The following is a 25,563-nucleotide window of genomic DNA, read 5'->3' on the forward strand; positions in this document are numbered from 1 at the left end:
TGGGCAAGCTCGACCGGCGCCGCATCGCCGCGCTGGTGGGCGTGGCGCCTTTGAATCGCGACTCCGGCCAGATGCGCGGGCAGCGTTGCATCTGGGGTGGGCGCGCCGATGTGCGACGAACGCTGTACATGGCCACCCTCACGGCAGTGCGGTACAACCCGGCGCTCAAGGCGTGCTACGAGCGCCTGCTGATGGCCGGCAAGCGCAAGAAGGTCGCCCTGGTCGCCTGCATGCGCAAGCTGCTGACGATGCTCAACGCCATCGCCAAACATGGCTCGATGTGGGATTCGACTATGCATTGCGCTTGACGAGCAAGACGGTTGCTCAGTCGGCGGCGTGCAGGCCCACGAGGTTGCCGTCCGGGTCCTCGACATGGGCGAAATAACCAATGCCGGGCGCGATCAGGGTGCGCGGCGTCACCACGCGGCCCCCGGCCGCCTGTGCGCGCGCCAGAGCGGCTTCGACGCTGGGTGCGCAGTCCAGGTAGACCAGGGTGCCGCCGGCCGCGGGGCGGGACTGGCCGGGCCGGAGCACCAGGCAGCCGCCGGCGCCGGGCTTCTCGTGGGCGAACACAGCCATGGTGTCGCCGCCCAGGTCCTCGGTGCCGAGCATCGCGCGGTCGAGCATCGCTTCGTAGAAGCGCTGCGAGCGCGAGAGGTCGGCGACGGGGATTTCGAACCAGGTGTTGGCGCTGTGCATGAAAAGCTCCTTGAACGTGTTGAGGAGCTTCGATGCTGCGCCGGGCCTCCTGACAACGTCTTGTCAGGAGGCTGGCACCGGAGGGCCGGATGCCCTACAGCACGTCGCTGGCGAAGTCCGCCAGCCGCGAGCGCTCGCCGCGCGCCAGCGTGATGTGGCCGCTGTGCGGCCAGCCCTTGAAGCGGTCCACCGCGAAGGTCAGGCCCGAGGAACCTTCGGTCAGGTAGGGCGTGTCGATCTGCGCCAGGTTGCCCATGCAGATGATCTTGGTGCCCGGGCCGGCGCGCGTGACCAGCGTCTTCATCTGCTTGGGCGTGAGGTTCTGCGCCTCGTCGATGATCACGTACTTGTTCAGGAAGGTGCGCCCGCGCATGAAGTTCATGCTCTTGATCTTGATCTTCGAGCGGATGAGTTCGTTGGTCGCGGCACGGCCCCATTCGCCGGCGCCCGAGTTGTCGCCCTTGGCGAGGAACTCCAGGTTGTCGTCCAGCGCGCCCATCCACGGGCCCATCTTCTCCTCCTCGGTGCCGGGCAGGAAGCCGATGTCCTCGCCCACGCTCACCGTGGCGCGGGTCATGATGATCTCGGTGTAGCGGCGATCGTCCAGCACCTGCGTCAGGCCCGAGGCCAACGCCATCAGCGTCTTGCCGGTGCCTGCCGTGCCGGCCAGCGTCACGAAGTCGACCTCCGGGTCCATGAGCAGGTTCATGGCGAAGTTCTGCTCGCGGTTGCGGGTGGTCACGCCCCACACGGCGTTCTTGCCGGAGGCGTAGTCCTTCAGTGTGCGCAGCACGGCCGTCTTGTCGCGGATCTCGGTCACGCGCGCGTACATGCTGGGTTCGCCCGGCGCCTCGAAGTAGACGAACTGGTTGATGTAGAGGCTGGGCACCAGCGGCCCGGTGATGCGGTAGAAGGTGCTGCTGCCGGACTGCCAGCTCTCCACCGTCTTGCTCTGACGCGTCCAGAAGTCGGCCGGCAGCGCCAGCGAGCCGGCGTACAGCAGGTCGCCGTCCTCCAGCGCCTTGTCGTTCTGGTAGTCGTCGGCGGCCAGGCCCAGGGCGCGCGCCTTCACGCGCATGTTGATGTCCTTGGACACCAACACCACCTCGCGCCGGTCGGCGCCGCTGCGCTCCTTCTCGTAGCGCGTGCGCAGCGCCTGCACCACACCCAGGATCTGGTTGTCGGCCTTGCCCTGGGGCAGGCTCATGGGCAACTGGTACTGCAGCGGCTCGGTCTGGAAGAGCAGCCTGCCGCCGGCCTCCTTGTGGCCGGTGGAGTCGAGCTTGAGCCCCTTGCCGATGTCCGCGCCCTGCGCGCCGGCCAGCGCGTCCAGCGTGCGGCTGGCCTGGCGGCCGTTGCGGGCCACCTCGGTCGTGCCCTTCTTGTGGCCGTCCAGTTCCTCCAGCACGATCATCGGCAGGTAGATGTCGTGCTCCTCGAAGCGGAACAGGCAGGTCGGGTCGTGCAGCAGCACGTTGGTGTCGAGCACGAAGAGCCGGGCCGGGCCATTGGCTTTGCCGCGGCGCGTGCGGGACGACGGCACCTGCCCCGGCGTGGCGGCGGGTTGCGCGGGAACTGCCGCCGCCGGCCGGGGCTCGGTGGCCGGGCCGCGGGCTATCGCAGGGCTGGGCGCGCCGCCGCCCTCGCGCCGGTCATCGAACAGCGCCAGCGGCTGATGGCTCCGGGCCGGGGTGTCCTCCGCGTGGCGCTCGGCCGCGTTTCGTCGGCTGCCCTTGGCGACGGAACGCGCCGGCGCATCCATGGCGTCGGGCGAGAGCAGGGCGGCACGGCGGGTGGGGGCGGGAGGCAGGGGCATGGAGGACGGAACTCGTGGATTCAGGATGCACCGCAAGGGTGCGCAGTCCGAAAAACAAAAAAGCCGCCTGGAGACCAGAGCGGCTTCTTCGGGAGGATGCAGTCGCGGAAGTCAACGGCATGCGGCCCATTATGCACAGGCCGCGTGACCTGTCTGCCTGGCCGTTGCCCGCCGCCAACGACGACGTCAGGCGGCCTTCTTCAGCGCCTTCACTTCCTTGAGGACCTCGTCGACGTGGCCCGGTACCTTCAGGCCGCGCCACTCGGCCTTGAGGATGCCGTCGGGACCGATCAGGAAGGTGCTGCGCTCGATGCCCTTGACCTTCTTGCCGTACATGATCTTGTTCTTGACCACGCCGAACATGTGGCACATCTTCTCTTCGGTGTCGGCGATGAGCTCGAAGGGCAGCTCCAGCTTGGCCTTGAATTCGTCGTGCGACTTCATGTTGTCGCGCGAGACGCCGAACACCGCGGCGCCGGCCTTGACGAAGTCCTTGTAGTGGTCGCGGAACTGCATCGCCTCGGTGGTGCAGCCGGGGGTGTTGTCCTTGGGGTAGAAGTACAGGACCACGATCTGGCCGAGATGGGAGGTGTTCGAGACCTTGACGCCGCCGGTTGCGCTGGCTTCGAATTCGGGAATGGGTTTGTTGACTACGATCGCCATGAAACTTGTTTTCTCCGCGTGAGTTCCCGAGATAGAACGCGAAACTACCCATCGCACAAGGCGCAGGGTAGTCCGGTCTGCAACCCGCTATTTTACCCCGAAACAGCTCTCACTCGCCATTCGAGGGGCGTTCGATGAGGAGCGCCGCCACGACGTGGCGGCCTTCGCCAGCCAGGATGTTGTAGGTGCGGCAGGCCGCCGCGGTGTCCATCGTCTCGACGCCGGTGCGCTGCGCGATCAGGGGTGCGATCCAGGCGGGGCGGGGGAAGCGGATGCGTTCGCCGCTGCCGAAGATGACGACTTCCGCGCCCAGCGCCGCCAACTGCGCGAAGTGCTCGGCGCCGAGGTCCTCGAAGCGCTCGCAGGCCCACGGCAGGCGCTCGTCACGCGAACCGAGCACCACGCTGGCCTCGACGCGCTCGCCGTTGATGGCCACCCAGCCCGGCCCGTGTGCGGTGACGGTCTGCACGTCGGGGCGGTCGGGCTGGAGCTTCATGGGAGGAGGGGAAAAGGCGGGCGCAGCGGCGGCACGCACCCGTTGAACTGTGCTCCAATTGTAGGTTTTCCCTGTTGACTGGCCCCTCGGAGGGACTTTGAAACCACTGAAGAAATCGGCCAAGCTGGCCAACGTGCTGTACGACGTGCGCGGACCCATCGTGGACGCGGCGCGGCAGATGGAGGACGAGGGCCAGAAGATCATCAAGCTGAACATCGGCAACATGGCGCCGTTCGGCTTCGACCCGCCGGAGGAGATCCAGCAGGACATGATCCGCAACCTGCCGGATTCGGCGGGCTATTCGGACAGCAAGGGCATCTTCGCCGCGCGCAAGGCGGTGATGCACTACACCCAGCAACTGGGCATCGAGGGCGTCACCCTGGAGGACATCTACCTGGGCAACGGCGCCAGCGAGCTGATCGGGATGGCCGTCAACGCGCTGATCAACGACGGCGACGAACTGCTGGTGCCCATGCCCGACTACCCGCTGTGGACGGCGGTGACCTCGCTGTCGGGCGGCACGCCGGTGCACTATCGCTGCGACGAGGACAGCGGCTGGCTGCCCGACCTGGACGACATGCGCGCCAAGATCACGCCGCGCACCCGCGGCATCGTGGTCATCAACCCGAACAACCCCACCGGCGTGCTCTACCCCGATGTCGTCCTCAAGGGCATCGTGGCGCTGGCGCGCGAGCATGGCCTGGTGCTGCTGGTGGACGAGGTGTACGACAAGGTGCTGTACGACGGGGTGAAGTTCACCGCGATGGGCAGCCTGTCGACCGACGTGCTGACGCTGACCTTCAACTCGCTGTCCAAGGCCTACCGCTCCTGCGGCTACCGGGCGGGCTGGATGGTGGTGTCGGGCCCGAAGGCCGACGCCGGCGACTACGTCGAGGGCCTGAACATGCTGGCCAACCTCAAGCTCGGCTCCAACGTGCCGGGCCAGTGGGCGATCCAGACGGCACTGGGCGGCTACCAGAGCATCAACGACCTGGTGAAGGAAGGTGGGCGCCTGCGCCGCCAGCGCGACCTGGCGTACGAGCTGATCACGGCCATCCCGGGCGTGAGCTGCGTGAAGCCCCAGGCGGCGCTGTACATGTTCCCGAGGCTGGACCCGAAGGTCTACCCCATCGAGGACGACCGCCAGTTCTTCATGCAGGTGCTGCGCGAGACGCGCGTGATGCTGGTGCAGGGCTCGGGCTTCAACTATCCCGACAACCAGCACTTCCGCATCGTCTTCCTGCCGCACGAGGAGGACCTGCGCGAGGCGATCAACCGCATCGCGCGCTTCCTCGAGCGCTACCGCACGCGCTTCGCCTGAGCTTTCCCGCGGGCGCGGCCCACGCGCCCTGTTTCCCTGACTGAAAAGACTGCATCCATGAAACCCATCCAGGTCGGCCTTCTGGGCATCGGCACCGTCGGCGGCGGCACCTTCAAGGTGCTGCAGCGCAACCAGGAAGAGATCAAGCGCCGCGCCGGCCGCGGCATTGAGATCACCATGGTGGCCGACCTGGACACGGCGCGCGCGCAGGCTGTGGCGGGCGAGGGCGTGAAGGTCGTGGGCGACGCACGCGAGGTCATCGCCAACCCGGACATCGACATCGTCATCGAGCTGATCGGCGGCTACGGCGTGGCCCGGACGCTGGTGCTCGAGGCCATCGCCGCCGGCAAGCACGTCGTCACGGCCAACAAGGCGCTGCTGGCGGTGCACGGCACCGAGATCTTCGCCGCCGCGCATGCCAGGGGCGTGATGGTCGCCTTCGAGGCCGCCGTGGCCGGCGGCATCCCGATCATCAAGGCGCTGCGCGAGGGCCTGACGGCCAACCGCATCCAGTGGATCGCCGGCATCATCAACGGCACAACCAACTTCATCCTCTCGGAGATGCGCGACAAGGGGCTGGACTTCGACGTCGTGCTCAAGGAGGCGCAGCGCCTGGGCTACGCCGAGGCCGACCCGACCTTCGACATCGAGGGCGTGGACGCGGCGCACAAGGCCACGATCATGAGCGCCATCGCCTTCGGCATCCCGGTGCAGTTCGACAAGGCGCACGTCGAGGGCATCACCAGGCTGGCCTCGCAGGACATCCGCTATGCCGAGCAGCTCGGCTACCGCATCAAGCTGCTGGGCATCACCAAGCGCGTGCCCAAGGGCATCGAGCTGCGCGTGCACCCGGCGCTGGTGCCGGCCAAGCGGCTGCTGGCCAACGTGGAGGGTGCGATGAACGCGGTCGTCGTGCACGGCGACGCGGTGGGCACCACGCTCTACTACGGCAAGGGCGCGGGCAGCGAGCCCACCGCCAGCGCGGTGATCGCCGACCTGGTGGACATCGCGCGCCTGCACACCGCCGACGCGGCGCACCGCGTGCCGCACCTGGCCTTCCAGGCCGACGCCATGAGCGACGCGCCCGTGCTGCCGATGAGCGAGGTGGTGACCAGCTACTACCTGCGCCTGCGCGTGGCCGACGAGGCAGGCGTGCTGGCGCGCGTCACCTCGCTGCTGGCCGAGGCCGGCATCAGCATCGACGCGGTGCTGCAGCGCGAGGCCGACGAGGTGGGCGGCGAAGGCTCGACGCAGACCGACCTGATCATCCTCACGCACGACACGCGCGAGGGCACGCTGGACGAGGTGCAGGCCCACTTGCAGAGCCTGCCCAGCGTGCTGGCGCCGATCGTGCGCATCCGCAAGGAAGAGTTGAGCTGAGTGCCATGAGATACATCTCCACCCGCGGCGACGCCACGCCGCGCCGCTTCTGCGAGATCCTGCTGGAGGGTCTGGCGCCGGACGGCGGCCTGTACATGCCGCAGCGCTATCCGCAGGTCGATGCGGCGACGCTCTCGACGTGGCGCGGCCTGCCGTACCACGAGCTGGCCTTCGAGATCCTGTCGCTCTACATCGACGACATTCCCGCGGACGACCTGCGCGCGCTGTGCGCGAAGACGTACACGGCGGAGGTCTTCGGCAGCGAAGACATCACGCCCCTGCGCGAGCTGGAGGACGGCGTGTACCTCGAGGGCCTGTCCAACGGCCCCACGCTGGCCTTCAAGGACATGGCCATGCAGCTGCTGGGCAACCTGTTCGAGTACGAACTGGGCCGGCGCGGCGAGGTGCTGAACATCCTCGGCGCCACCAGCGGCGACACCGGCAGCGCGGCCGAGTACGCCATGCGCGGCAAGCAGGGCGTGCGCGTGTTCATGACCTCGCCCGACGGCCGCATGAGCCCCTTCCAGCAGGCGCAGATGTTCAGCCTGCAGGACGCCAACATCCACAACATCGCCATCGCCGGCGTGTTCGACGACTGCCAGGACATTGTCAAGGCCGTGAGCAACGACCTGGCGTTCAAGCGCCAGTACCGCATCGGCACCGTCAACTCGATCAACTGGGCGAGGCTGCTGGCGCAGGTGGTGTACTACTTCAAGGGCTGGTTCGAGGCGACCGGCCCGCAGGGCGGCGAGGTGAGCTTCACCGTGCCCAGCGGCAACTTCGGCAACGTCTGCGCCGGCCACGTGGCGCGCATGATGGGGCTGCCGATCCGCCGGCTGGTGGTGGCGACCAACGAGAACGACGTGCTCGACGAGTTCTTCCGCACCGGCGTGTACCGCGTGCGCGGCGCGGCCGACACGCACGAGACCTCCAGCCCGTCGATGGACATCAGCAAGGCCAGCAACTTCGAGCGCTTCGTGTTCGACCTGGTGGGCCGCGATGGCGCCCGGACGCGCTCCCTGTTCGCCGACGAGGTCGGGCGCACGGGCCGCTTCGACCTGAGCGGCGACCCGGCCTTCGCCGACGCGGCCGCGAAGTTCGGCTTCGCCAGCGGCCGCAGCACGCACGCCGACCGGCTGGCGACCATCCGCGACACCGACCGGCGTTTCGCCGTACTGGTCGATACGCACACCGCCGACGGGCTGAAGGTGGCGCGCGAGCACCGGGAGCCCGGCGTGCCGATGGTGGTGCTGGAGACGGCGCTGCCGATCAAGTTCGCCGCCACCATCGTCGAGGCGCTGGGCCGCGAGCCGGACCGGCCGGCGAAGTTCGAGGGGATCGAGCAATTGCCCCGGCGCGTGGTGCGGATGCCCGCCGACGTCGAGGCGGTGAAGCGCTACATCGCCGAGCATTGCGCCTAGCGAGGCCAGGTGGCGTGCGGCCACCGTCAACGAGCAGCAGACGATGAAAGTGATCGCCTTCGCGGGCTACTCCGGCGCCGGCAAGACCACGCTGGTGGAGCGCGTGATCCCCGAACTCCGGCGCCATGGGCAGCGCGTGTCGGTGGTCAAGCACGCGCACCACCGCTTCGACATCGACCACCCGGGCAAGGACAGCTGGCGCCACCGCGAGGCGGGCGCCTTCGAGGTGCTGGTCGCGTCCGACCGGCGCCTGGCGCTGATGCGCGAGTTCGAGCAGCCGGCCGAGCTGGACGTGCATGCGCTGCTGGCCGAACTGCGCGCGGACGTCGACTGGGTGCTGGTCGAGGGCTTCAAGCTGAGCGACCTGCCCAAGATCGAGGTCATGCGCCGCGTCGAGCCCGGCCAGGCGCCGCGGCCGGCGCTGTATCCCGGCGACGCGCGCATCTGCGCCATCGCCACCGACCGCCGCCCCGACCACCTGCCCGCGCCCACCGATGTGCCTGTCTTCCACCTGGACGACGCTCCCGCCGTCGCGCAATGGCTGCTGGCCAGCGGCGGGCGATTCCACTACAACCCCGAGAGCCATGGCTGACCCGAACACTCCCCGACCGCCGCTGATGTCGCTGGACGACGCCCTGGCGCGCCTGCTGTCGCATGCCGCGCCGCTGCCGGGTGCCGACGAGGCCTCGACCTTCGAGGCCGACGGCCGCGTGCTGGCTCAGGACCTGGTGGCCGGCCTCACCGTGCCGCCGCGCGACAACAGCGCGATGGACGGCTATGCCGTGCGCAGCGCCGACTGCGCCGCCGCCAATGCCGTGCTGCAGGTGGCGCAGCGCATCCCCGCCGGCATCGTCGGCCAGCCGCTGGCGGCGGGCACGGCGGCGCGCATCTTCACCGGCGCCCAGGTTCCCGACGGCGCCGACGCCGTGGTGATGCAGGAGGACGCCGAGGCGCTGCCGGCCGAGGACGGCGCGCAGGGCCTGGGCCGCGTGCGCATCCGCCAGACGCCGGCGGCCGGCCAGCACATCCGCCGCGCCGGCGAGGACGTGCAGGCCGGCAGCGTGGTGCTGTCCCGCGGCACCCGCCTCACGCCGCAGGCCCTCGGCCTGGCGGCCAGCATCGGCTTCGCCAGGCTGCCGCTGGCACCGCGCCCGCGCGTGGCGCTGTTGTCGACCGGCGACGAACTGGTCATGCCCGGCGACGTGCCGCCGGAGCAGATGCCGCCCGGCGCCATCTACAACTCCAACCGCTTCTTCATGCGCGCGCTGCTGCAGCGCCTGGGCTGCGAGGTGCAGGACCTGGGCCTGGTGCCCGACCGGCTCGACGCCACGCTGGCGGCGCTGAGCGCCGCTGCCGCGCGCAACGACGTGGTCATCACCACCGGCGGCGTCTCGGTCGGCGAGGAGGACCACGTGCGCGCCGCGGTGGAGACGCTGGGCACGCTGGAGCTGTGGTCCGTTGCGATGAAGCCCGGCAAGCCTTTCGCTTACGGCTCGATTGCGAGGCAATCGAGCCGGCGCGATGCGCCGAGTGTGGGCACCCCCCCTGTGCCCCCCCGCCAAGCGGGGGGGGGCATGGACGTCTCGATGGCCTGTCACGTCTGCGGCCTGCCCGGCAACCCCGTCTCCAGCTTCATGACCTTCATGCTGCTGGTGCGCCCCTTCCTGCTGGCGCTGCAGGGTGCCGTCGCCCTCGCGCCGCCGTCCTTCGAGATGCGGGCCGATTTCGACCTGCCGCGCGCCGACCGGCGCCGCGAGTTCCTGCGCGTGCGCTGCAATACCGAGGGTGGGCTGGACCTGTTCCCCAACCAGAGTTCGGGCGTGCTGACCTCCACCGTGTGGGGCGACGGCGTGATCGACCATCCAGCCGGCCGGACCATCGCCCGCGGCGACAGCGTGCGCTTCATCCCCTTCGCGGGTTGGCTGGGATGAAGTTGACGGTGCGCTACTTCGCCTCGGTGCGCGAGGCCCTGGGCCGCGACAGCGAGGCCGTGCAGACCGACGCTGCCACGCTGGGCGCGCTGCGCGATGAACTGATCGCCCGCGGCGAACCCTACGCCGGGACGCTGGCGCGCGGCCGGGCCGTGCGCATGGCGCTGGACCAGGTCATGAGCACGGATGCGGCCGTGCTGCGCGAAGGGGCGGAGGTCGCCTTCTTCCCGCCGGTGACCGGCGGCTGATTCAGGCGCCGGCAGGCGGTTCGACCGCCGGACCGAAAGCGACAAGGACATCGTCCGCCTCGCCGTCGCCTGCGAGGAATTCGACGTCCACATGCTGCCCCAGGTTCACCGGCGCGGTGCGGCGGCCTCCGGGGCAGATCAGCACGCCGCCGACGCGATACCAGTGGCGCGCGGGCCGGTGCTTGCCGCCGGGCGGCGTGCGCAAGCACTCGGTCACCGGCCCGGTGAGCGTCGCCAGCCGCAACCCGCGGCCGGCCCGGCGCCGGACCTGCAGCCAGCCCAGCACGGCGATCGCGCCGCAGGTGAGCAGGCCGATTGCCAGCGTGAGGCCGAGCCCGCCGGCATCGAAGCCGTCCGCGAAGGCCAGGGGCAGCGTGCCCGCCGGCAGCGCCAGCGCGAGCACCAGGATCAGTTCGCGCGCATGCCAGGCGGCGCGGCGATGGTCCCCGTCTTCCGAGGGGCGGGAGCGGCGCCTGGCAGGCGCCTCGGGATAGTGCGCCTCCAGCAGCAGGCCCTGCTGCGGCGCGATCGGCAGCCAGTGCAGCGCGACCTCCGTGCCGGCGAGGTGCTGGAGCCGGTCGATGCGCTGCATCGGTGCCAGGCCGGGCCCGTCGAAAGGGCCGGCCAGCGGCCAGAGGTGCAGTACCTCGCCGTCGACGGTGTAGCGCAGACCGCCCTCGCCGGCGGCTTCCAGGGTGTGCAGATGTCCGTGCGTCACCTGCTTGGCGCCGTCCGCCAGCGCCTCGGCCAGCGGCCGCCACAGGCGCGTACGCTGCCTGAGCAGCTTGCGCAGCAGGAGGCAGGCGAAGAGCAGCACCGTGGCCAGCATGGCGGCCAGGACGATGCGGTCGCTGCCCGCGGGGCGCCCGTGCAGTGCCAGGCCCAGTGGCGCGCAGCCGGCCAGCAGCGCGATGGCGCCGCCGATGCCGAAGCGCGCCTCCAGGCGCCCGCTGGACAGGACGTGGCGCAGCGCACGCAGGTTGTCGGGCGAAAGCGGGGCGGACTGGGCGGCTGGCACGCGCGGCATTGTGCCGGGGCATGGCGCGGGCGCGCGGCGCTCACTGGACGGGCACGCGGGCCAGCAGCCCGGCCAGGCGCCGGGCGAGCGCCTCCGAGGCGCACGTCATCGGTGCGCGCAGCTCGTTCGCCATCTCGCCCTGCTGCGCCAGCAGCGCCTTGAGCGGGCCCGGGTTGGGCTCGGCGAAGAGGGCGTCCACCAGCGGCTGCAGGGGCTGCCACAGCCGGCGTGCCTCGGCCAGGCGGCCTTCGCGCAGCAGCGCGACCATGTGGGCCCAGCGCGCCGTGTGCAGGTGCGCGCTGGCCGCGATGGCGCCCGCGCCGCCTTCGGCCAGCGTGGCGAAGACCTGCGCGTCCTCGCCTGCCAGCACCTGCAGGCGTCCGTCGGCGATCAGGGCGCGGGTCTTGCCGGCATCGCCGCCGCAGTCCTTCACCGCCACGATGCGCGGGTGCGCCGCGAGCGCCAGCAGCGTGTCGGGTGCGATCGTGACGCCCGTGCGGTACGGGATGTCGTAGAGCAGCACCGGCACGGCGCTCGCGTCGGCGATGGCCTCGAACCAGGCCAGCAAGCCGGCCTGCGAGGGGCGGATGTAGCTCGGCGCGGACACCAGCAGGCCGGCCACGCTGCCTGGGCCGAAGCGGCGCACGCGCTCGAGCATCCGGCCCATGTGCTGGCCGGACAAGCCCATGACACGGGGCACGGCGGGCGCCGCTGCCGCCACCGTTTCCAGCACGGCGGCCTGTTCCGCCTCGTCCAGCGCGGCCGCTTCGCCGGTGGAGCCGCAGACGACGAAGCCCGCGATGCCCTGTGCGGCCAGCCGCCGGCACAGGGCGGCGAGGGCATCGTGATCGACCTGGCCGCCGCGCAAGGGCGTGACCAGCGGGATCCAGAGGCCGGAGAAGTCGGCCGGGGAAGGTGGGTGGGACATGTCGGGGTTCCTTTGCAAAGACGCGTGACGATGACCGATGGGGGTCCATCGGCGGACGGGCGCAGTGCGATGCAGGGAAGGCCGACCAGGGCGGGTGGCTGTCCGCGGCTCCGTCGCTCATCCGACGACGGAACCGCAGCTCCGGTCAGACGAGCTGGGGTTTTTCGGCTTTGGCCGCCGCCGCGCATGCCGGCACCGGGCCTGGGAGGGCCGGCGCGAAGCGCAGTGCGGACGAGCGGAAAGCCATGGGACGAGTCTAGCGTCGGCGCGGCTGCATCCGTGCGGCGCGGATGCCACAATTTGCCGATGACCCCGTCTCCAGCACCGCGCGTGCGCATCCAGACCCAGGACTTCGACCTCGCCGCCGAAGTCGCCGCGCTGCGCGCCGGCGATGCGCGCGCAGGCGCCGTGTGCAGCTTCGTCGGCACGGTGCGCGACCGCAGCGACGGGGAGACCGTCGCGGCCATGGAACTGGAGCACTACCCCGGCATGACCGAGAAGGCCATCGAGGCCATGATCGACGAGGCGCAGCAGCGCTTCGGCATCCTCGGCGCGCGCGTGGTGCACCGCGTGGGCCCGCTCCTGCCGCTGGACCAGATCATGATGGTGGCCGTCACCTCGGCCCACCGGGGCGAGGCCTTCCAGGCCTGCGAGTTCCTGATGGACTACCTCAAGACCCAGGCGCCCTTCTGGAAGAAGGAGTCCACGCCCGAGGGCGCGCGCTGGGTGGACGCGCGCGTGGCCGACGACGAGGCGCTGGCGCGCTGGGGCATCCAGGCCGCCAACGCGCCGGGCTGAAGGGCCGGCTCAGGGGGCCAGCCCGGTCGAGGTGCCGAGGGCGGCCGCCTCGGCGGCGCAGCCGGCCGCAGGCGGCACCAGGCCCCTGGCGCGGGCGTCGGCGACCTCGGCCCTGGCAGCGGCCACCTGGGCCTTGAACACGGCGTTCTCGTGCAGCCGCGCCACGGTGGCCGAGCCCATCAGGCGGCCGGCCTCGATGTCGCTCTTCCAGTGCACGCCGCAGACGCCGCGGCTCTGGGCGAAGGCGCGGCCGCGCTGCAGCAGCGCGTCGGTGCGGTCGGGCGCCACTTCCGTCAGCACCAGCGCCCAGGCCCAGCCCAGGGCGGAGTGGCCCGAGGGGTAGGAGCCGTCCTTGCGCAGGGCCGCTTCGTCGTTCGGCGTGCAGGAGCCGGTGTTGAAGGCCACGAAGGGCCGGGTGCGCTGGTACTTGTCCTTGGCCTTGTAGGTGGACAGGCCGGCGTCGGACAGCGTCCGGCGCAGCAGCATGTTCAGGTGCGGGGTGTTCCGCTCGGAGATGTCGACGCCCAGCGCGCAAGAGAAATGGCCGGCGGCCTGCGGGAACCGGAGCACGGCATCCTTCGTGGCCTGTGCGCCGCGCGGGCCGCTGCGCAGGGCGGTCAGGGCGCGGAAGGCCTCGCCGTCGGCGGCCAGCGCGGCCGAGCCTTCCGCCGGCGGCGGCGGCAGCAGCGCCAGGCTGTCCGGCAGCTCGGCCCGCGCCAGGTAGCCGTTCAGGTAGCCGGAGCCCGGGCGGGACTCGCCCACCTCGGCCACCGTGGTCGGTGGCGGGGTGGTGCAGGCTGATGAAAGCAGGCAGGCGGCCAGGGTGGCCGCGGGGAGCAGGAAGGGGCGCATGGCTTGTCTCCGGATCGCAGTGGTGGCGCGGCGATGCTATCGGCCGCCACGCCTGCTCCGGCGTAACGGGCGAGACAGGAGACGGGGCGCCGCCCGGTTATTGCGGCTGGAAGCCGCTCGCCTTGATGATGCCTTCCCAGGTCTGCGTGTAGGTGCGCACGCGGCCGGCGAACTGGCCCTGCGGCTCGTAGGCGACGTTCAGGCCCATGTCGGTCAGCTTCTTCTTCACGTCGGGCATGGCCAGCACCTTCTGCAGCGCGGCGCCGAAGCGGTCGACCACGGGCTGGGGCGTGCCCACGGGCGCGAAGATGCCGTACCAGGGGTAGTCGGTCAGGTTCTGGAAGCCCAGCTCGGTGAAGGTGGGCACGCCGGGCAGCAGCGGGTCGCGCTTGGCGCCGATGGTGGCGACGATGCGCACCTTGCCCTGCTTCTGGTACTCGATGAAGTCCGGCACCGAGGCGATACCCGAGGAGATCTGGTTGCCCAGCATGTCCGCCGTCATGGGCGCGCTGCCGCGGTAGGGCGCGGCCTGCACGTCGATGCCGTACTTCTTGGCGATGAGCTGCACCAGGAAGACGGGGATTGAGCCCGGCGCGGGCACGCCGATCGTGTCCTTGCCGCCCTTGGCGGTCTTCACCCAGTTCACGTACTCCTGCATCGTCTTCGCCGGTGTGGCGCCGGAGACGGCCAGCACGTTGGCGAAGGTGGCGAAGCCGGCCACCGGCGTGAAGTCGCTGGCCGGGTCGAAGCCGGGGTTGCGGGTCACCTGGGGCAGGATGGAGATGCTGTGGTCGTGGGTCAGGAAGAGGGTGTGGCCGTCGGCGGGCGCGGCCTTCAACGCCTGCGCCGCGATCTGGCCGCCGGCGCCGGCGCGGTTCTCGACCACCACGTTGGTGCCCAGCTCGTCCTTGAGCTTCTCGGCCAGGACGCGGGCGATGGCGTCGGAGCCGGCGCCGGCCGGGAAGCCCACCAGCAGGCGGATCGGCGTGCCCGCAGGCTGGGCCGCGGCCAGGCCGGCGGCGGCCAGCAGCATGCCGGCGGCGAAGGTGCGGCGCAGCAGGCGCGAGGCAAAGGGGAGGGAAGAGGCAAGGGGCATGGGGCGAACTCCGGGAGAAAAGCGCAATGATGCCGAAATTGCTCGCACGAAACGCGCCCGCCGCGGCCGCAAAGGCGGTTGATCGAGCGCAAGCGCGACCTCCGCCGGCAGCCTTTTGCCCGCCGGCCGGGTTGAATCGTGCTGCGAGGGCCCCATATCGGCTGCAATCCCGGAAGTTCCTTCATCACCATGCGACAAGACAAACTGACCACCAAGTTCCAGGAGGCGCTGGCCGACGCCCAGTCGCTGGCCCTGGGCAACGACAACCCCTACATCGAGCCCGTGCATCTGCTGGCCGCCATGCTGCGCCAGGAGGACGGGCCCCGCGCCCTGCTGGAGCGCGCCGGCGCCAACGTGCCGGGCCTGTCCGCCGCGGCCGAGAACGCCATCAAACGCCTGCCCCAGGTGCAGGGCGGCGAGATGGTGCAGGTCGGCCCCGACCTGGCCAAGCTGCTGCAGGCCACCGAGAAGGAGGCCATCAAGCGCGGCGACCAGTTCATCGCCGGCGAGCTGTTCCTGCTGGCGGTGGCCGACAGCAAGGCCGACGTGGGCCGCATCGCCAAGGAGAACGGCCTGACCCGCAAGAGCCTGGAGGCGGCCATCGAGGCCGTGCGCGGCGGCCAGGGCGTGGACAGCGCCGACGCCGAGGCGCAGCGCGGCGCCCTCAAGAAGTACACGCTGGACCTCACCGAGCGCGCCCGCCAGGGCAAGCTGGACCCGGTGATCGGCCGTGACGAGGAGATCCGCCGCGCCATCCAGGTGCTGCAGCGCCGCACCAAGAACAACCCCGTGCTGATCGGCGAGCCCGGCGTGGGCAAGACCGCCATCGTCGAGGGGCTGGCGCAGCGCATCGTCTCGGGCGAGGTGCCCGATTCGCTCAAGGGCAAGCGCGTGCTGTCGCTCGACATGGCGGCGCTGCTGGCCGGCGCCAAGTACCGCGGCGAGTTCGAGGAGCGGCTGAAGGCCGTGCTCAACGAGCTGGCCAAGGACGAGGGCCAGACCGTCGTCTTCATCGACGAGCTGCACACCATGGTGGGCGCCGGCAAGGCCGAGGGCGCGATGGACGCCGGCAACATGCTCAAGCCCGCCCTGGCGCGCGGCGAACTGCACTGCGTCGGTGCCACCACGCTCGACGAATACCGCAAGTACATCGAGAAGGACGCCGCGCTGGAGCGCCGCTTCCAGAAAATCCTCGTGGGCGAGCCGAGCGTGGAGGCGACCATCGCCATCCTGCGCGGCCTGCAGGAGAAGTACGAGGTGCACCACGGCGTGGAGATCACCGACCCGGCCATCGTGGCCGCGGCCGAGCTCTCGGACCGCTACATCACCGACCGCTTCCTGCCCGACAAGGCGATCGACCTGATCGACGAGGCGGCCGCGCGCATCAAGATCGAGATGGACTCCAAGCCCGAGGTGATGGACCGGCTCGACCGCCGCATCATCCAGCTCCAGATCGAGCGTGAGGCCGTGAAGAAGGAGAAGGACGAGGCCTCGCAGAAGCGCCTGCAGCTGATCGAGGACGAGATCGGCAAGCTGCAGAAGGAATATGCCGACCTCGACGAGATCTGGCAGGCCGAGAAGGCGCAGGCCCAGGGCAGCGCCGAGATCCGCAAGGAGATCGACGAGATCAAGTTCCAGATCGACGAGTTCACCCGCAAGGGCGACTTCAACAAGGTGGCCGAGCTGCAGTACGGCAAGCTGCCCGGGCTGGAGAAGCGCCTGAAGGAAGCGCTCGATTCGGAGCAGAAGAAGGGCGGCGACGGCGCCGGCCCGAAGCTGCTGCGCACCCAGGTCGGCGCGGAAGAGATCGCCGAGGTGGTGGCGCGCGCCACCGGCATCCCGGTCGCCAAGCTGATGCAGGGCGAGCGCGAGAAGCTGCTGCGCATGGAAGACAGGCTGCACGAGCGCGTGGTCGGCCAGGACGAGGCGATCTCGGCCGTGGCCAACGCCATCCGCCGCTCGCGCTCGGGCCTGTCGGACCCGAACCGGCCGACCGGCTCCTTCCTCTTCCTCGGCCCCACCGGCGTGGGCAAGACGGAGCTGTGCAAGGCGCTGGCGGGCTTCCTGTTCGACAGCGAGGACCACCTCATCCGCATCGACATGAGCGAGTTCATGGAGAAGCACTCGGTCGCGCGCCTGATCGGCGCGCCGCCCGGCTACGTGGGCTACGAGGAGGGCGGCTACCTGACGGAAGCCGTGCGCCGCAAGCCCTACAGCGTGGTGCTGCTCGACGAGGTGGAAAAAGCGCACCCGGACGTCTTCAACGTCCTGCTGCAGGTGCTGGACGACGGCCGCCTGACCGACGGCCAGGGCCGCACGGTGGACTTCAAGAACACCGTGATCGTCATGACCAGCAACATCGGCTCGCCGATCATCCAGGCGATGGTGGGCCGGCCGGCGGAAGAGATCAAGGAAGCGGTGTGGGACGAGCTGAAGACCCACTTCCGCCCCGAGTTCCTCAACCGCATCGACGAGACGGTGGTGTTCCACGCGCTCGACGCGAAGCACATCGAGTCCATCGCGCGCATCCAGCTCAAGGTGCTGGAGCAGCGGCTGGCCAAGCTCGACATCGGGCTGGAGGTGGCGCCCAACGCGCTGGCGGAGATCGCCAAGGTCGGCTTCGATCCGGTGTTCGGCGCCCGGCCGCTCAAGCGCGCCATCCAGCAGCGCATCGAGAACCCGCTCTCGAAGCTGCTGCTCGAAGGTGCCTTCGGCCCCAAGGACACGCTGCGCGTGACCAGCGACCCGGTGCGCTCGCCCGGCAGCTTCGGTTTCGAGAAGTCGAGGGAACCCGAGGCCGGGGTGGCTGCCTAATGGGCATGCTCAACTTCGTCCTCCGGGTCTTCCTGTTCCTGATGGGGCTGCTCTTCGCGGCCAGCCTGGCGGTGGCGGCGCTGCTGCTGCTGGCCGTGTGGATGGCCCGCCTCGCCTGGGCGCGGCTCACCGGCAAACCGGTGACGCCCTGGTCGGTGATGTTCGGCCAGCGCTTCGATCCGCGCGCCGGCTTCGAGCGCTTCCGCAGCGCGGCGGCCCGCCAGGACGCGCCCTCGGCGGCGGACGTGGCCTCGGCGCGGGCGCGCGGCGCCAGCGACAAGGACGTGACCGACGTGCGCGCCCGGCCCGTCACGGGCCGGGAATGACAGGCGCCCGGCGCCGGGCGGCCGTCACTTCAGCCATTGGTCTGCGGCCTGCTTGACGGCGCCGCGGCTGTCCAGCAGCTCCCACACGAAGTTCATCACCCGCAGGTAGTCGGCATCGTCTGCCGGCAGCATGAAGCCCAGGTAGTTCTTGGGCGTGAGCGGCGCGTCGACGAAGGCGGCCGCCAGGCGCGGGTCGGCCCTGGCGTAGTGCAGGGCCTCGTAGGTCTCGGTGATCATCACGTCGCCCTTGCCCTCGGCGATCAGCGCCGGGATCTCCGCGTTCTTCTCGTGCGTGCTCACCTGCGCCGCCTTCAGGTGCTCCAGCACGAAGGCCTCGTTGGTGCCGCCCGGGTTCTTGATGACCCGCACGCCGCTCTGGTTGAGCGATTCGGGGGTGGTGAACTTCGCCTTGTCGGCGGCGCGCACCAGCGCCACCTTGCCGAAGGGCGCGTAGCCCGGCAGCATGGCCACCACGCGCATGCGGGCGACGTTGCGGGTGATGCCGCCCACGGCGACGTCGAACCTGTCAGCCTGGATGTCCTTGAGCAGGTTGGGCCAGCTGGTGGGCACCCATTCGATGCGCGCGCCCAGCTCCTTCGCCATGCGCTCGATCAGGTCGACGTCATGGCCGCTGTAGCCGGTGTCGGTCTTGATGGCGAAGGGCCGGTAGTCGCCCGGCGTGCCCACGCGGATGACCTTGCTGTCGAGGATGCGGTCCAGCCGCGCGCCGGCGTGGGCGGGGGCTGCGAGCGACAGGCCCAGGGCGAGGGCCGAGGCGGCGAAGGCGAAGCGGCGGCGGGACAGCATGCGGACTCCATCGGGATGTTGCGACCCGCCCATTCTGGCGCACGTCAAGCCCGGTAGAGCGCCTCGATCTCCGCTGCGTAGGTCTTGTAGATGCTGGCGCGCCGCACCTTCATGGTGGCCGTCACCTCGCCATCGTCATGGTCCAGCTCCTTGGTCAGCAGGTGGAAGCGCCGCACCTGCGCCACCTGGGCCAGGCGCGCGTTGCCCCTGTCGATCTCGGCCTGCACCATCTCGTGCACCTGCGGCAGCTCCACCAGCGAGCGGAAGTGCGTGAACGCCAGGCGCTGCGCCTCGGCCCACTTGCCCACCGTCTCGTAGTCGATCTGCACCAGCGCGGAGACGAACTTGCGTCCCTCCGCGATCACGATGCATTCCTTGACGAAGGGGCTGGCCTTCATCGTGTTCTCGATCTCCGAGGGCGTGAGGTTCTTGCCGCCGGCGGTGATCATGATGTCCTTCAGGCGGTCGACGATGCGCAGGTGGCCCTCGGGCGTGGCGGCCACCACGTCGCCGGTGTGCAGCCAGCCGTCCTGCACGGAAGCGGCGGTGGCTTCGGGGTTCTTGTAGTAGCCGGCGAACACCATCTCGCCGCGGAGCTGCAGCTCGCCGCTGTCCGCGATGCGGTGCTCCACGCCCGCCACGGGCGTGCCGACCGTGCCCACCTTCACGTCGTGAAGCGCGTGGCCGGTGACCATGCCGGTGGATTCCGTGAGGCCGTACACCTCCACCAGCGGCACGCCGAGGGTGCGGAAGAAGCGCACCACGTCCGGCGGGATCGGGGCGGCGCCGGTCAGCGCGACCTTCGCTTCGCGCAGGCCGATGAAGTTCTGGAGCGCCCGCAGCACGGTCCAGTAGGCGAGGGCGAAGCGCAGGCGCTCGTCCAAAGTCCATTGCGCGCGCGGCTTCTCGGCCAGCGGCGCGCAGGCGGCGATGGCGCGCCCGTACAGCGCGCGCTGCAGCCGGCCGGCCTCCTGCATCTTGATGTGGATGCCGGCGTGCAGCTTCTCCCAGATGCGCGGCACGCCGAGGAACATGCTGGGCGCCACTTCGCGCAGGTCTTCCTGCACGGTGCGGATCGATTCGCCGAAGTTGACCTGCGAGCCCAGGTACAGCGGGATGAAGGTGGTGAGCATCTGCTCGGCCACGTGGCACAGCGGCAGGTACGAGAGGTGCGTGGTGCCGCCGTCCAGCCCCAGGCGCTGCACCACGCCCGGCACCATGCCGCGGATGTTGCGCCACGAGATCATGGCCCCCTTGGGCGCGCCGGTGGAGCCCGAGGTGTAGATCATCAGGCCGATGTCGTCCAGCGCCTGCGCGGCCAGGGCGGCGTCGATGCGCGCATCGCCCTCGCGCGCATGCAGCGCGGCGCCGGCCTGCTCGACCCCGGCGAAGGTGCGGATGATCCTGCGCGCCTCGGGCGCGTAGCTCGCCAGGCCCTTGGTCTCGACGACGACGATGTGGCGCAGCCGCGGCAGCGAGGGCAGGGCGTCAAGCACCTTGTCGGCCTGCTCCTGGTCCTCGCAGACGACGACCTCCACGTCGGCGTGGCCGACCACGTAGGCCACCTCGTTGCTCGGGCTGGTGGGGTACACGCCCACCGTCACGGCGCCGATCAGGCCAGCGCCCATCTGCGCCAGCACCCATTCGACGCAGTTCTCGGAGATCACGCCGAGGTGGCCGCCGCGTTCCAGCCCCAGCGCGGCCAGGCCCAGCCCGACGTGGCTGGCGCGGCGCAGGTAGTCCGTCCAGCTCAGCGGCTGCCAGATGCCGAAATCCTTTTGGCGGATGGCGATGTGCCCAGGCTGCCGCGCGGCCTGCTCGCGCAGCATCTGCGGCAGCGTTTTTTCGGGCAGTGTGGACGCCGTCACGGCCGGCATTCCCGGCTGGGACCGCGCTTCGCCGATCGAAAGGCCGCGGAGCAGGCCATGCGCGTGCACGCGCGGAACTGGCTCTGCCAGGCCGCGGCGTGCGCCCCCTCGAGGGGGGATGCGAGCACACGCAGTGGGCGAGAAACGGGGGTGGTCATGAAAGCCATCGCTTGCGCCGCTTGTAGTGCTTCAGGTCCTTGAAGCTGCGAGCCTCGCCGCTGCCGCCCACGCCCAGGTAGAACTCGCGCACGTCCGGGTCGGCGGCGAGGCGCTCGGCGCTGCCGTCGATCACGATCTTGCCGTTCTCCATGATGTAGCCGGCATCGGCCACCGCCAGCGCGATGCTGGCGTTCTGCTCCACCAGCAGCATCGAGACGCCGCGCTCGGCGTTGATGCGCGCGATGATGGCGAAGATCTCCTCCACCAGCTTCGGCGACAGGCCCAGCGAGGGCTCGTCCAGCAGCATCAAGAGCGGCTCGGCCACCAGCGCGCGGCCGATGGCCAGCATCTGCTGCTCGCCGCCCGAGAGATACCCGGCCAGCCCCTTGCGCCGCTCGTGCAGGCGCGGGAAGTAGCCATACACCGCATCGAAGTCGCGCGGCAGGGGCTTGCGGCCGGTGAGGGCGTAGGTCGCGGCGACCAGGTTCTCCTCCACCGTCAGGTCCTCGAACACGCGGCGGCCTTCCATGACGTGCGCCAGGCCGCGGCGCACCAGCGCCTGCGGCGGCACGCGCCCGGTCGGCTCGCCGTCGAAGCGGATCTGCCCGGCCTGCAGTTCGCCGTCCTCCAGCGGCAGCAGGCCGGTGATGGCCTTGAGCGTGGTGGACTTGCCCGCGCCGTTGCTGCCCAGGAGCGCCACGATCCGTCCGCGCGGCACGGCCAGCGACAGGCCGCGCAGCACCTGCACCGCCTTGTTGTAGACCACCTCGATGTTGTTGACTTCGAGGATCGGGCCGGCCGCCGCACTCATGCGCTCAGAGCTTGATCCAATCGGATGCGGCGATCATCTTCTGCGCCTTCATGTCGGCCTTGTAGACACGCCCCACCGGAATCGAGTTGCCGGAAATCGTGATCGGCACGCCGACCAGCCCGCCGGTGTCGAAGTCCTTGATGCTGTTGAGCGCCGCCTTCAGGTTCTTGCCGTCCAGCGGCTTGCCGGCGTCCAGCGTGCGCCTGGCGGCCTCGGTGAACAGCATCGCGGTGAGGAAGCCCTGGATGTAGGCCGTGCTCTGGTACTCCGGGCGCAGGGCGCGGATCTTCTCCAGCATCGGCGCCTTCTCGGTGTCGTAGTAGTAGCGGAAGGGCATCACGCCCATGAAGCCGTCGCCGGCCTCGCCCATCTTCATGACGGTGGAGCTGTCCATCGTCCAGAAGGTGCCCATCCACTTGCTCGTCATGCCCTGCTGCTTGCCCTGCTGGATGAATTCCGGGATCGGCGCCAGCACGTAGCCGTGGAAGATGGTGTAGTCGGGCGCGGCGCGGCGCAGCTTGATGACCTCGGTGGACACGTCCACGCTGCCCGGCGGCGTCATGATCTTGATCGGCACCGACAGGCCCAGTTTCTTCGCCGCCGCCTCGCTGGCCTCGATCGGGTCGCGGCCGAACTCGGAGTCGGAATACACGAAGGCCACCTTGGCGCCCGGCTTCTCCTTGGCGATGTGCTTGAGCAGGATGCCGAACATCTCGGTGTAGTCCGGCCCCACCAGGAACTGGTGCGGGTACTTCTGCGGGTTGTTCAGTTCGGTGGCGAAGGAGGCGCCCGCCATCAGGATCTGGCCGCTGCGGTCCAGCTCCGGGTTGATGGTCTTGGAGAAGCCGGTCGAGTCGCCATAGTAGAGGTTGACCTTGTTCTGGCTGGTGATCTTCTTGAAGGCGGCCACCGACACGTCGACCTTGTAGCCGGTGTCCTCCGGCACGTAGCGCAGCTTGCGGCCCTTGATGCCGCCGTCGTCGTTGACGATCTTCACGTAGTCGGCGATGCCGGCGTTGATGCCGATGCCGGCAAAGGCGAACACGCCGGTCATCGGGATCGAGCCGCCGATCACGATGTCCTCGGCCTGGGCCTGCACCGCCAGCGGCAGGCCGCCGGCGGCCAGGGCGGTGGCGCCGCCCGCCAGCACGAGGCTGCGGCGGCGGAGCGAGGCGGGAAGCTGCTGTGTCTCACGCATGGTCTGTCTCCTTGGTCAGTTCCGGAAAGGCCAGAGATGGAAAAAGCGGCGGATCCGCCGCCACACTTCGGCGAGCCCGTGCGGCTCGAACACCAGAAAACCCACGATCAGCAGGCCGAACACGACCGTGCGCACCGGCGAGAGGAAGACCGTCATCTCGGTGCCGCCCGGCAGCAGCTCGAACACCAGCTTGAGCACCTCGGGCACCAGCGTCATGAACACCGCGCCCAGGATGCCGCCGAGGATCGTGCCCATGCCGCCGACGATGATGGCGGCCAGGAAGAAGATGGACATGAGCAGCGGGAAGCTCTCGGGCGTGACCACGCGGAAGAAGTAGGCCCACAGCCCGCCCGCCACGCCGGCGTAGAAGGACGAGAGGCCGAAGGACAGCAGCTTGTAGCGCAGCAGCGGGATGCCCAGCACCTCGGCCGAGATGTCGCGGTCGCGGATGGCGATGAAGGCGCGGCCCACGCGGGTGCGGAACAGGTTGGCCGCGCCCAGCAGCATCAGGATCGTCACTGGCACGATCAGCCAGTACAGGCGAAAGGACGTGTCGAGCACGGCGCCGAACAGCGAGGCCGGCGGCAGCGACAGCCCCGTGGTGCCGCCCGTGAGCGCCAGGTTGGCGAAGAGGAAGTGCGCGATGAACGAGGCGGCGATGGTGGCGATGGCCAGGTACAGCCCCTTGACGCGCAGCGAAGGCAGGCCGACCACGATGCCGCCCAGCATCGCCACCACGCCGCCGGCCAGGATGTTGAACAGGAAGGGCGTGCCGAAGCGGATCTGCAGGATGGCGACGGTGTACGCGCCCAGGCCCATGAAGGCCGCCTGGCCCAGGCTGACGAGCCCGGTGTAGCCGGTGAGGATGTTCAGGCCCGTGCTGCTGGCGATGTTGATGGCGACCAGGCAGGCGAGATACAGCCAGTAGTCGCTGGCGACGAAGGGGAAGCACACCAGCAGCGCGGCGCCGATCGCCAGCCACGCCTTCTGCGTGCGCGAGTCGAACAGCGCCGCATCGGCGACGTAGCTTTCCTTGAGGGTGCCGATCCTCATAGCCGCTCTATTTCATGGGTGCCGAACAGACCGTAGGGCCGCACCAGCAAAACCGCCACCAGCACCACGAAGGTCGCCAGCAGCTTGTATTCGCCGCCCAGGTAGGCACCGGCCAGCGCCTCCACCAGCCCGATGAAGAGGCCCCCGACCAGCGCGCCCAGCACGCTGTCGAGCCCGCCGACGATCACCACCACCAGCACCGACAGGCCGAACACGCCCATCGAGGACGAGATGCCGCCGATGGCGCCGACCACGATGCCGGCGACGGCGGCGATCATGGCCGACACCACCCAGGCCAGCGAGAACACCTTCGGCACCGCGATGCCCATCATGTACGCGGCGCCCTGGTCGGAGGCGGTGGCCCGCAGCGCCACGCCGCCGCGCCAGAAGCGGAACAGCAGCAGCACCGCCGCGATCAGCACCATCGCCGCCAGCGCGCCGCAGGCCACCTTGGGCGCGAGGAAGGCGTCGCCGATCATCACCGGGCGGTTGGGGAAGAACTCCGGAAGCCGCCGCTGGTCGGCCGTCCAGATGATCTCCACCAGGCCGACCAGGATGGAGCCGAGGCCCACGGTGACCATGAAGGCCGAGATGGGCGGCTCGCCCAGCAGCGGGCGGATCATGGTGCGCTCGATGACGGCGCCGAGCAGCCCGCTGCCCAGCACCGCGGCAGGGATGGCCAGCCACAGCGGCAGCGAGAAGGTGACGGCGAAGGCGAAGAAGAGGTAGGCGCCGGCCATCAGCATCTCGCCGATGGCGATGTTGACCACCCGCGTGGCCTTGTAGACCAGCACGAAGGCCAGCGCCGCCAGCGCGTACAGGCCGCCGCCGGCCAGGCCGGTGAGGGCGATCTCGAACAGGTAGGCCCAGTCCATGAGCGATGCCCCGCTCAGGCCGGCTGCGCCAGCGGCTGCGCGCGCAGGCGCCGCCGCAGTTCGCCCACGTCGCCGCCGCCCAGGTAGGCGCGGTTGACTTCCGGATCGGCCTGTACCGCGGCCGGCGCGCCCTGCGCGATCACCTGGCCGAAGTTGAGCACCACCACGTGATCCGACAGGTCCATCACCATGCCCATGTCGTGCTCCACCATCAGCACGGTGATGCCCCACTCGCGCCGCACATCGAGGATGAAGCGGGCCATGTCCTCCGTCTCCTCGCGGTTCATGCCGGCCACGGGCTCGTCCAGCATCAGCACCTTGGGCTGCATGGCCAGGGCGCGCGCCATCTCCACCCGCTTGCGCAGGCCGTAGGGCAGGGCGGCCACCGGCGCATGGCGGATGTGGTCGATCTCCAGGAAGTCGATGATCCGCTCCTCCACCTCGCGGCGCAGTTCGGCCTCCTCGCGGCGGGCGCGGCCCAGGTAGAAGAGGGCGTCGAACACGTTGCTCTTCAGGTGCGCGTGGCGGCCGAGCTTGATGTTGTCCAGCACCGTCATGCCGCGGAAGAGCGCGATGTTCTGGAAGCTGCGCGCCAGGCCCAGCGCGGCGCGCTTCGGCGCCGGCAGGTGCGTGATGTCGCGGCCCTCGAACAGCACCCGCCCCGCGGTCGGCCGGTAGAAGCCCGAGACGGTGTTGAACAGCGAGGTCTTGCCCGCGCCGTTGGGCCCGATGACGGCGGTGATGCTGCCCGGCGCCACGTCGAAGCCCACGCCCGACAGCGCCTTCACGCCGCCGAAGGCCAGCGTCAGCGCATCCAGGCGCAGCACCGGCTCGGCGGCGTTCGCTGGTGCGTCAGCGGCGTCGTTCAAAGGCGTCTCCGTCGGTCGTGCTCTGGCGGCACTGGAGTTTGCTCGGAGGCGGGTCGGGCTGCGAAGCGAGGCTACTCGTCCGTAGAATGCCTACCCACCGGTAACCTGCGCGATCT

The 25,563-nt window shown here is 70.0% G+C and carries 25 protein-coding genes; 10 read left to right on the forward strand and 15 right to left on the reverse strand.

Annotation, left to right across the window (positions count from 1 at the left end; translation table 11 throughout):
- Nucleotides 1-308: transposase (locus tag Q392_RS02845; RefSeq protein WP_038201005.1), on the forward strand; the 308-nt coding region annotated here is incomplete at its 5' end.
- Nucleotides 309-324: 16 nt separating this feature from the next.
- On the opposite strand, the gene Q392_RS02850 is transcribed toward Q392_RS02845, so the two are convergent.
- The 4 genes from Q392_RS02850 to Q392_RS02865 all read right to left on the reverse strand — a co-directional run bounded on the left by Q392_RS02850 (nt 325) and on the right by Q392_RS02865 (nt 3,674).
- Nucleotides 325-699, reverse strand: a complete 375-nt coding sequence (locus Q392_RS02850) for a VOC family protein (protein WP_038201010.1) — start codon at nt 697-699, stop codon at nt 325-327.
- A gap of 94 nt (nt 700-793) precedes the next feature.
- Nucleotides 794-2,515 (reverse strand): PhoH family protein, encoded by a 1,722-nt coding sequence (locus Q392_RS02855; protein ID WP_038201013.1) that lies wholly within the window; start codon nt 2,513-2,515, stop codon nt 794-796.
- 186 nt (nt 2,516-2,701) lie between these two features.
- Entirely contained in the window at nt 2,702-3,178 is a 477-nt protein-coding gene (locus Q392_RS02860) for a peroxiredoxin (protein ID WP_038201019.1), read from the reverse strand.
- A 109-nt stretch (nt 3,179-3,287) separates the two neighbouring features.
- A complete protein-coding gene (locus Q392_RS02865; protein WP_038201024.1) occupies nt 3,288-3,674 on the reverse strand; it encodes an Mth938-like domain-containing protein in 387 nt (128 codons plus the stop codon).
- Nucleotides 3,675-3,771: 97 nt separating this feature from the next.
- Between Q392_RS02865 and Q392_RS02870 the strand changes: the two genes are divergently transcribed.
- The 6 genes from Q392_RS02870 to moaD are packed head-to-tail and all read left to right on the forward strand — an operon-like array spanning nt 3,772 to nt 9,975.
- Nucleotides 3,772-4,995, forward strand: a complete 1,224-nt coding sequence (locus Q392_RS02870) for a pyridoxal phosphate-dependent aminotransferase (RefSeq protein ID WP_038201029.1) — start codon at nt 3,772-3,774, stop codon at nt 4,993-4,995.
- A 57-nt stretch (nt 4,996-5,052) separates the two neighbouring features.
- Entirely contained in the window at nt 5,053-6,375 is a 1,323-nt protein-coding gene (locus tag Q392_RS02875; protein WP_038201031.1) for a homoserine dehydrogenase, read from the forward strand.
- 5 nt (nt 6,376-6,380) lie between these two features.
- Nucleotides 6,381-7,796 (forward strand): threonine synthase, encoded by a 1,416-nt coding sequence (thrC, locus tag Q392_RS02880; RefSeq protein WP_038201034.1) that lies wholly within the window; start codon nt 6,381-6,383, stop codon nt 7,794-7,796.
- Between the two features lie 43 nt (nt 7,797-7,839).
- On the forward strand, nt 7,840-8,388 hold the full coding sequence (mobB, locus tag Q392_RS02885; RefSeq protein WP_038201036.1) for a molybdopterin-guanine dinucleotide biosynthesis protein B: 549 nt from the start codon (nt 7,840-7,842) through the stop codon (nt 8,386-8,388).
- Nucleotides 8,381-9,727, forward strand: coding sequence for a molybdopterin molybdotransferase MoeA (locus Q392_RS02890; RefSeq protein WP_038201040.1), 1,347 nt, complete (start codon nt 8,381-8,383; stop codon nt 9,725-9,727). Before mobB ends, Q392_RS02890 begins: the two co-directional genes overlap by 8 nt.
- The gene (moaD, locus tag Q392_RS02895) at nt 9,724-9,975 is read left to right on the forward strand and encodes a molybdopterin converting factor subunit 1 (protein ID WP_038201043.1); all 252 of its coding nucleotides are present in this window, start codon (nt 9,724-9,726) and stop codon (nt 9,973-9,975) included. The genes Q392_RS02890 and moaD overlap by 4 nt, the downstream gene beginning before the upstream one ends.
- 1 nt (nt 9,976) lies before the next feature.
- On the opposite strand, the gene Q392_RS02900 is transcribed toward moaD, so the two are convergent.
- Entirely contained in the window at nt 9,977-10,993 is a 1,017-nt protein-coding gene (locus Q392_RS02900; RefSeq protein WP_157007726.1) for a hypothetical protein, read from the reverse strand.
- Between the two features lie 40 nt (nt 10,994-11,033).
- On the reverse strand, nt 11,034-11,921 hold the full coding sequence (gene dapA, locus Q392_RS02905) for a 4-hydroxy-tetrahydrodipicolinate synthase (protein ID WP_038201049.1): 888 nt from the start codon (nt 11,919-11,921) through the stop codon (nt 11,034-11,036).
- Between the two features lie 306 nt (nt 11,922-12,227).
- On the opposite strand from dapA, the gene Q392_RS02910 reads away from it, so the two are divergent.
- The gene (locus tag Q392_RS02910; protein WP_038201052.1) at nt 12,228-12,719 is read left to right on the forward strand and encodes a molybdenum cofactor biosynthesis protein MoaE; all 492 of its coding nucleotides are present in this window, start codon (nt 12,228-12,230) and stop codon (nt 12,717-12,719) included.
- A gap of 9 nt (nt 12,720-12,728) precedes the next feature.
- Here the strand turns inward: Q392_RS02910 and Q392_RS02915 are convergent, their stop codons facing one another.
- Both Q392_RS02915 and Q392_RS02920 read right to left on the reverse strand, forming a co-directional pair.
- Complete coding sequence (locus Q392_RS02915) at nt 12,729-13,571, reverse strand: acid phosphatase (RefSeq protein ID WP_038201055.1); 843 nt, start codon at nt 13,569-13,571, stop codon at nt 12,729-12,731.
- Nucleotides 13,572-13,668: 97 nt separating this feature from the next.
- Nucleotides 13,669-14,667 (reverse strand): Bug family tripartite tricarboxylate transporter substrate binding protein, encoded by a 999-nt coding sequence (locus Q392_RS02920; RefSeq protein ID WP_038201058.1) that lies wholly within the window; start codon nt 14,665-14,667, stop codon nt 13,669-13,671.
- A 189-nt stretch (nt 14,668-14,856) separates the two neighbouring features.
- Here Q392_RS02920 and clpB point away from each other — a divergent pair, with 189 nt between their 5' ends.
- Nucleotides 14,857-17,481, forward strand: coding sequence for an ATP-dependent chaperone ClpB (gene clpB / locus Q392_RS02925; protein ID WP_038201061.1), 2,625 nt, complete (start codon nt 14,857-14,859; stop codon nt 17,479-17,481).
- Between the two features lie 5 nt (nt 17,482-17,486).
- Nucleotides 17,487-17,807 carry a hypothetical protein gene (locus Q392_RS02930; protein WP_038201726.1) on the forward strand — a complete coding sequence of 107 codons (321 nt, stop codon included), beginning with the start codon at nt 17,487-17,489 and terminating at the stop codon, nt 17,805-17,807.
- A 24-nt stretch (nt 17,808-17,831) separates the two neighbouring features.
- On the opposite strand, the gene Q392_RS02935 is transcribed toward Q392_RS02930, so the two are convergent.
- The 7 genes from Q392_RS02935 to Q392_RS02965 all read right to left on the reverse strand — a co-directional run bounded on the left by Q392_RS02935 (nt 17,832) and on the right by Q392_RS02965 (nt 25,447).
- Nucleotides 17,832-18,614: a transporter substrate-binding domain-containing protein gene (locus Q392_RS02935; protein ID WP_038201064.1), complete on the reverse strand. Its 783-nt coding sequence runs from the start codon at nt 18,612-18,614 to the stop codon at nt 17,832-17,834.
- Nucleotides 18,615-18,658: 44 nt separating this feature from the next.
- Nucleotides 18,659-20,443 (reverse strand): AMP-dependent synthetase/ligase, encoded by a 1,785-nt coding sequence (locus Q392_RS02940; protein ID WP_425425159.1) that lies wholly within the window; start codon nt 20,441-20,443, stop codon nt 18,659-18,661.
- A 193-nt stretch (nt 20,444-20,636) separates the two neighbouring features.
- On the reverse strand, nt 20,637-21,452 hold the full coding sequence (locus tag Q392_RS02945; RefSeq protein WP_038201070.1) for an ABC transporter ATP-binding protein: 816 nt from the start codon (nt 21,450-21,452) through the stop codon (nt 20,637-20,639).
- 4 nt (nt 21,453-21,456) lie between these two features.
- Nucleotides 21,457-22,650: an ABC transporter substrate-binding protein gene (locus Q392_RS02950; protein WP_038201074.1), complete on the reverse strand. Its 1,194-nt coding sequence runs from the start codon at nt 22,648-22,650 to the stop codon at nt 21,457-21,459.
- Between the two features lie 15 nt (nt 22,651-22,665).
- Nucleotides 22,666-23,703: a branched-chain amino acid ABC transporter permease gene (locus Q392_RS02955; RefSeq protein ID WP_038201077.1), complete on the reverse strand. Its 1,038-nt coding sequence runs from the start codon at nt 23,701-23,703 to the stop codon at nt 22,666-22,668.
- Nucleotides 23,700-24,578: a branched-chain amino acid ABC transporter permease gene (locus Q392_RS02960; protein WP_038201080.1), complete on the reverse strand. Its 879-nt coding sequence runs from the start codon at nt 24,576-24,578 to the stop codon at nt 23,700-23,702. Before Q392_RS02960 ends, Q392_RS02955 begins: the two co-directional genes overlap by 4 nt.
- Before the next feature lie 14 nt (nt 24,579-24,592).
- The gene (locus Q392_RS02965; protein WP_038201083.1) at nt 24,593-25,447 is read right to left on the reverse strand and encodes an ABC transporter ATP-binding protein; all 855 of its coding nucleotides are present in this window, start codon (nt 25,445-25,447) and stop codon (nt 24,593-24,595) included.
- Nucleotides 25,448-25,563 lie beyond the last annotated feature (116 nt).

The sequence above is a fragment of the Xenophilus azovorans DSM 13620 genome (assembly GCF_000745855.1).
GTDB lineage: Bacteria > Pseudomonadota > Gammaproteobacteria > Burkholderiales > Burkholderiaceae_C > Xenophilus > Xenophilus azovorans.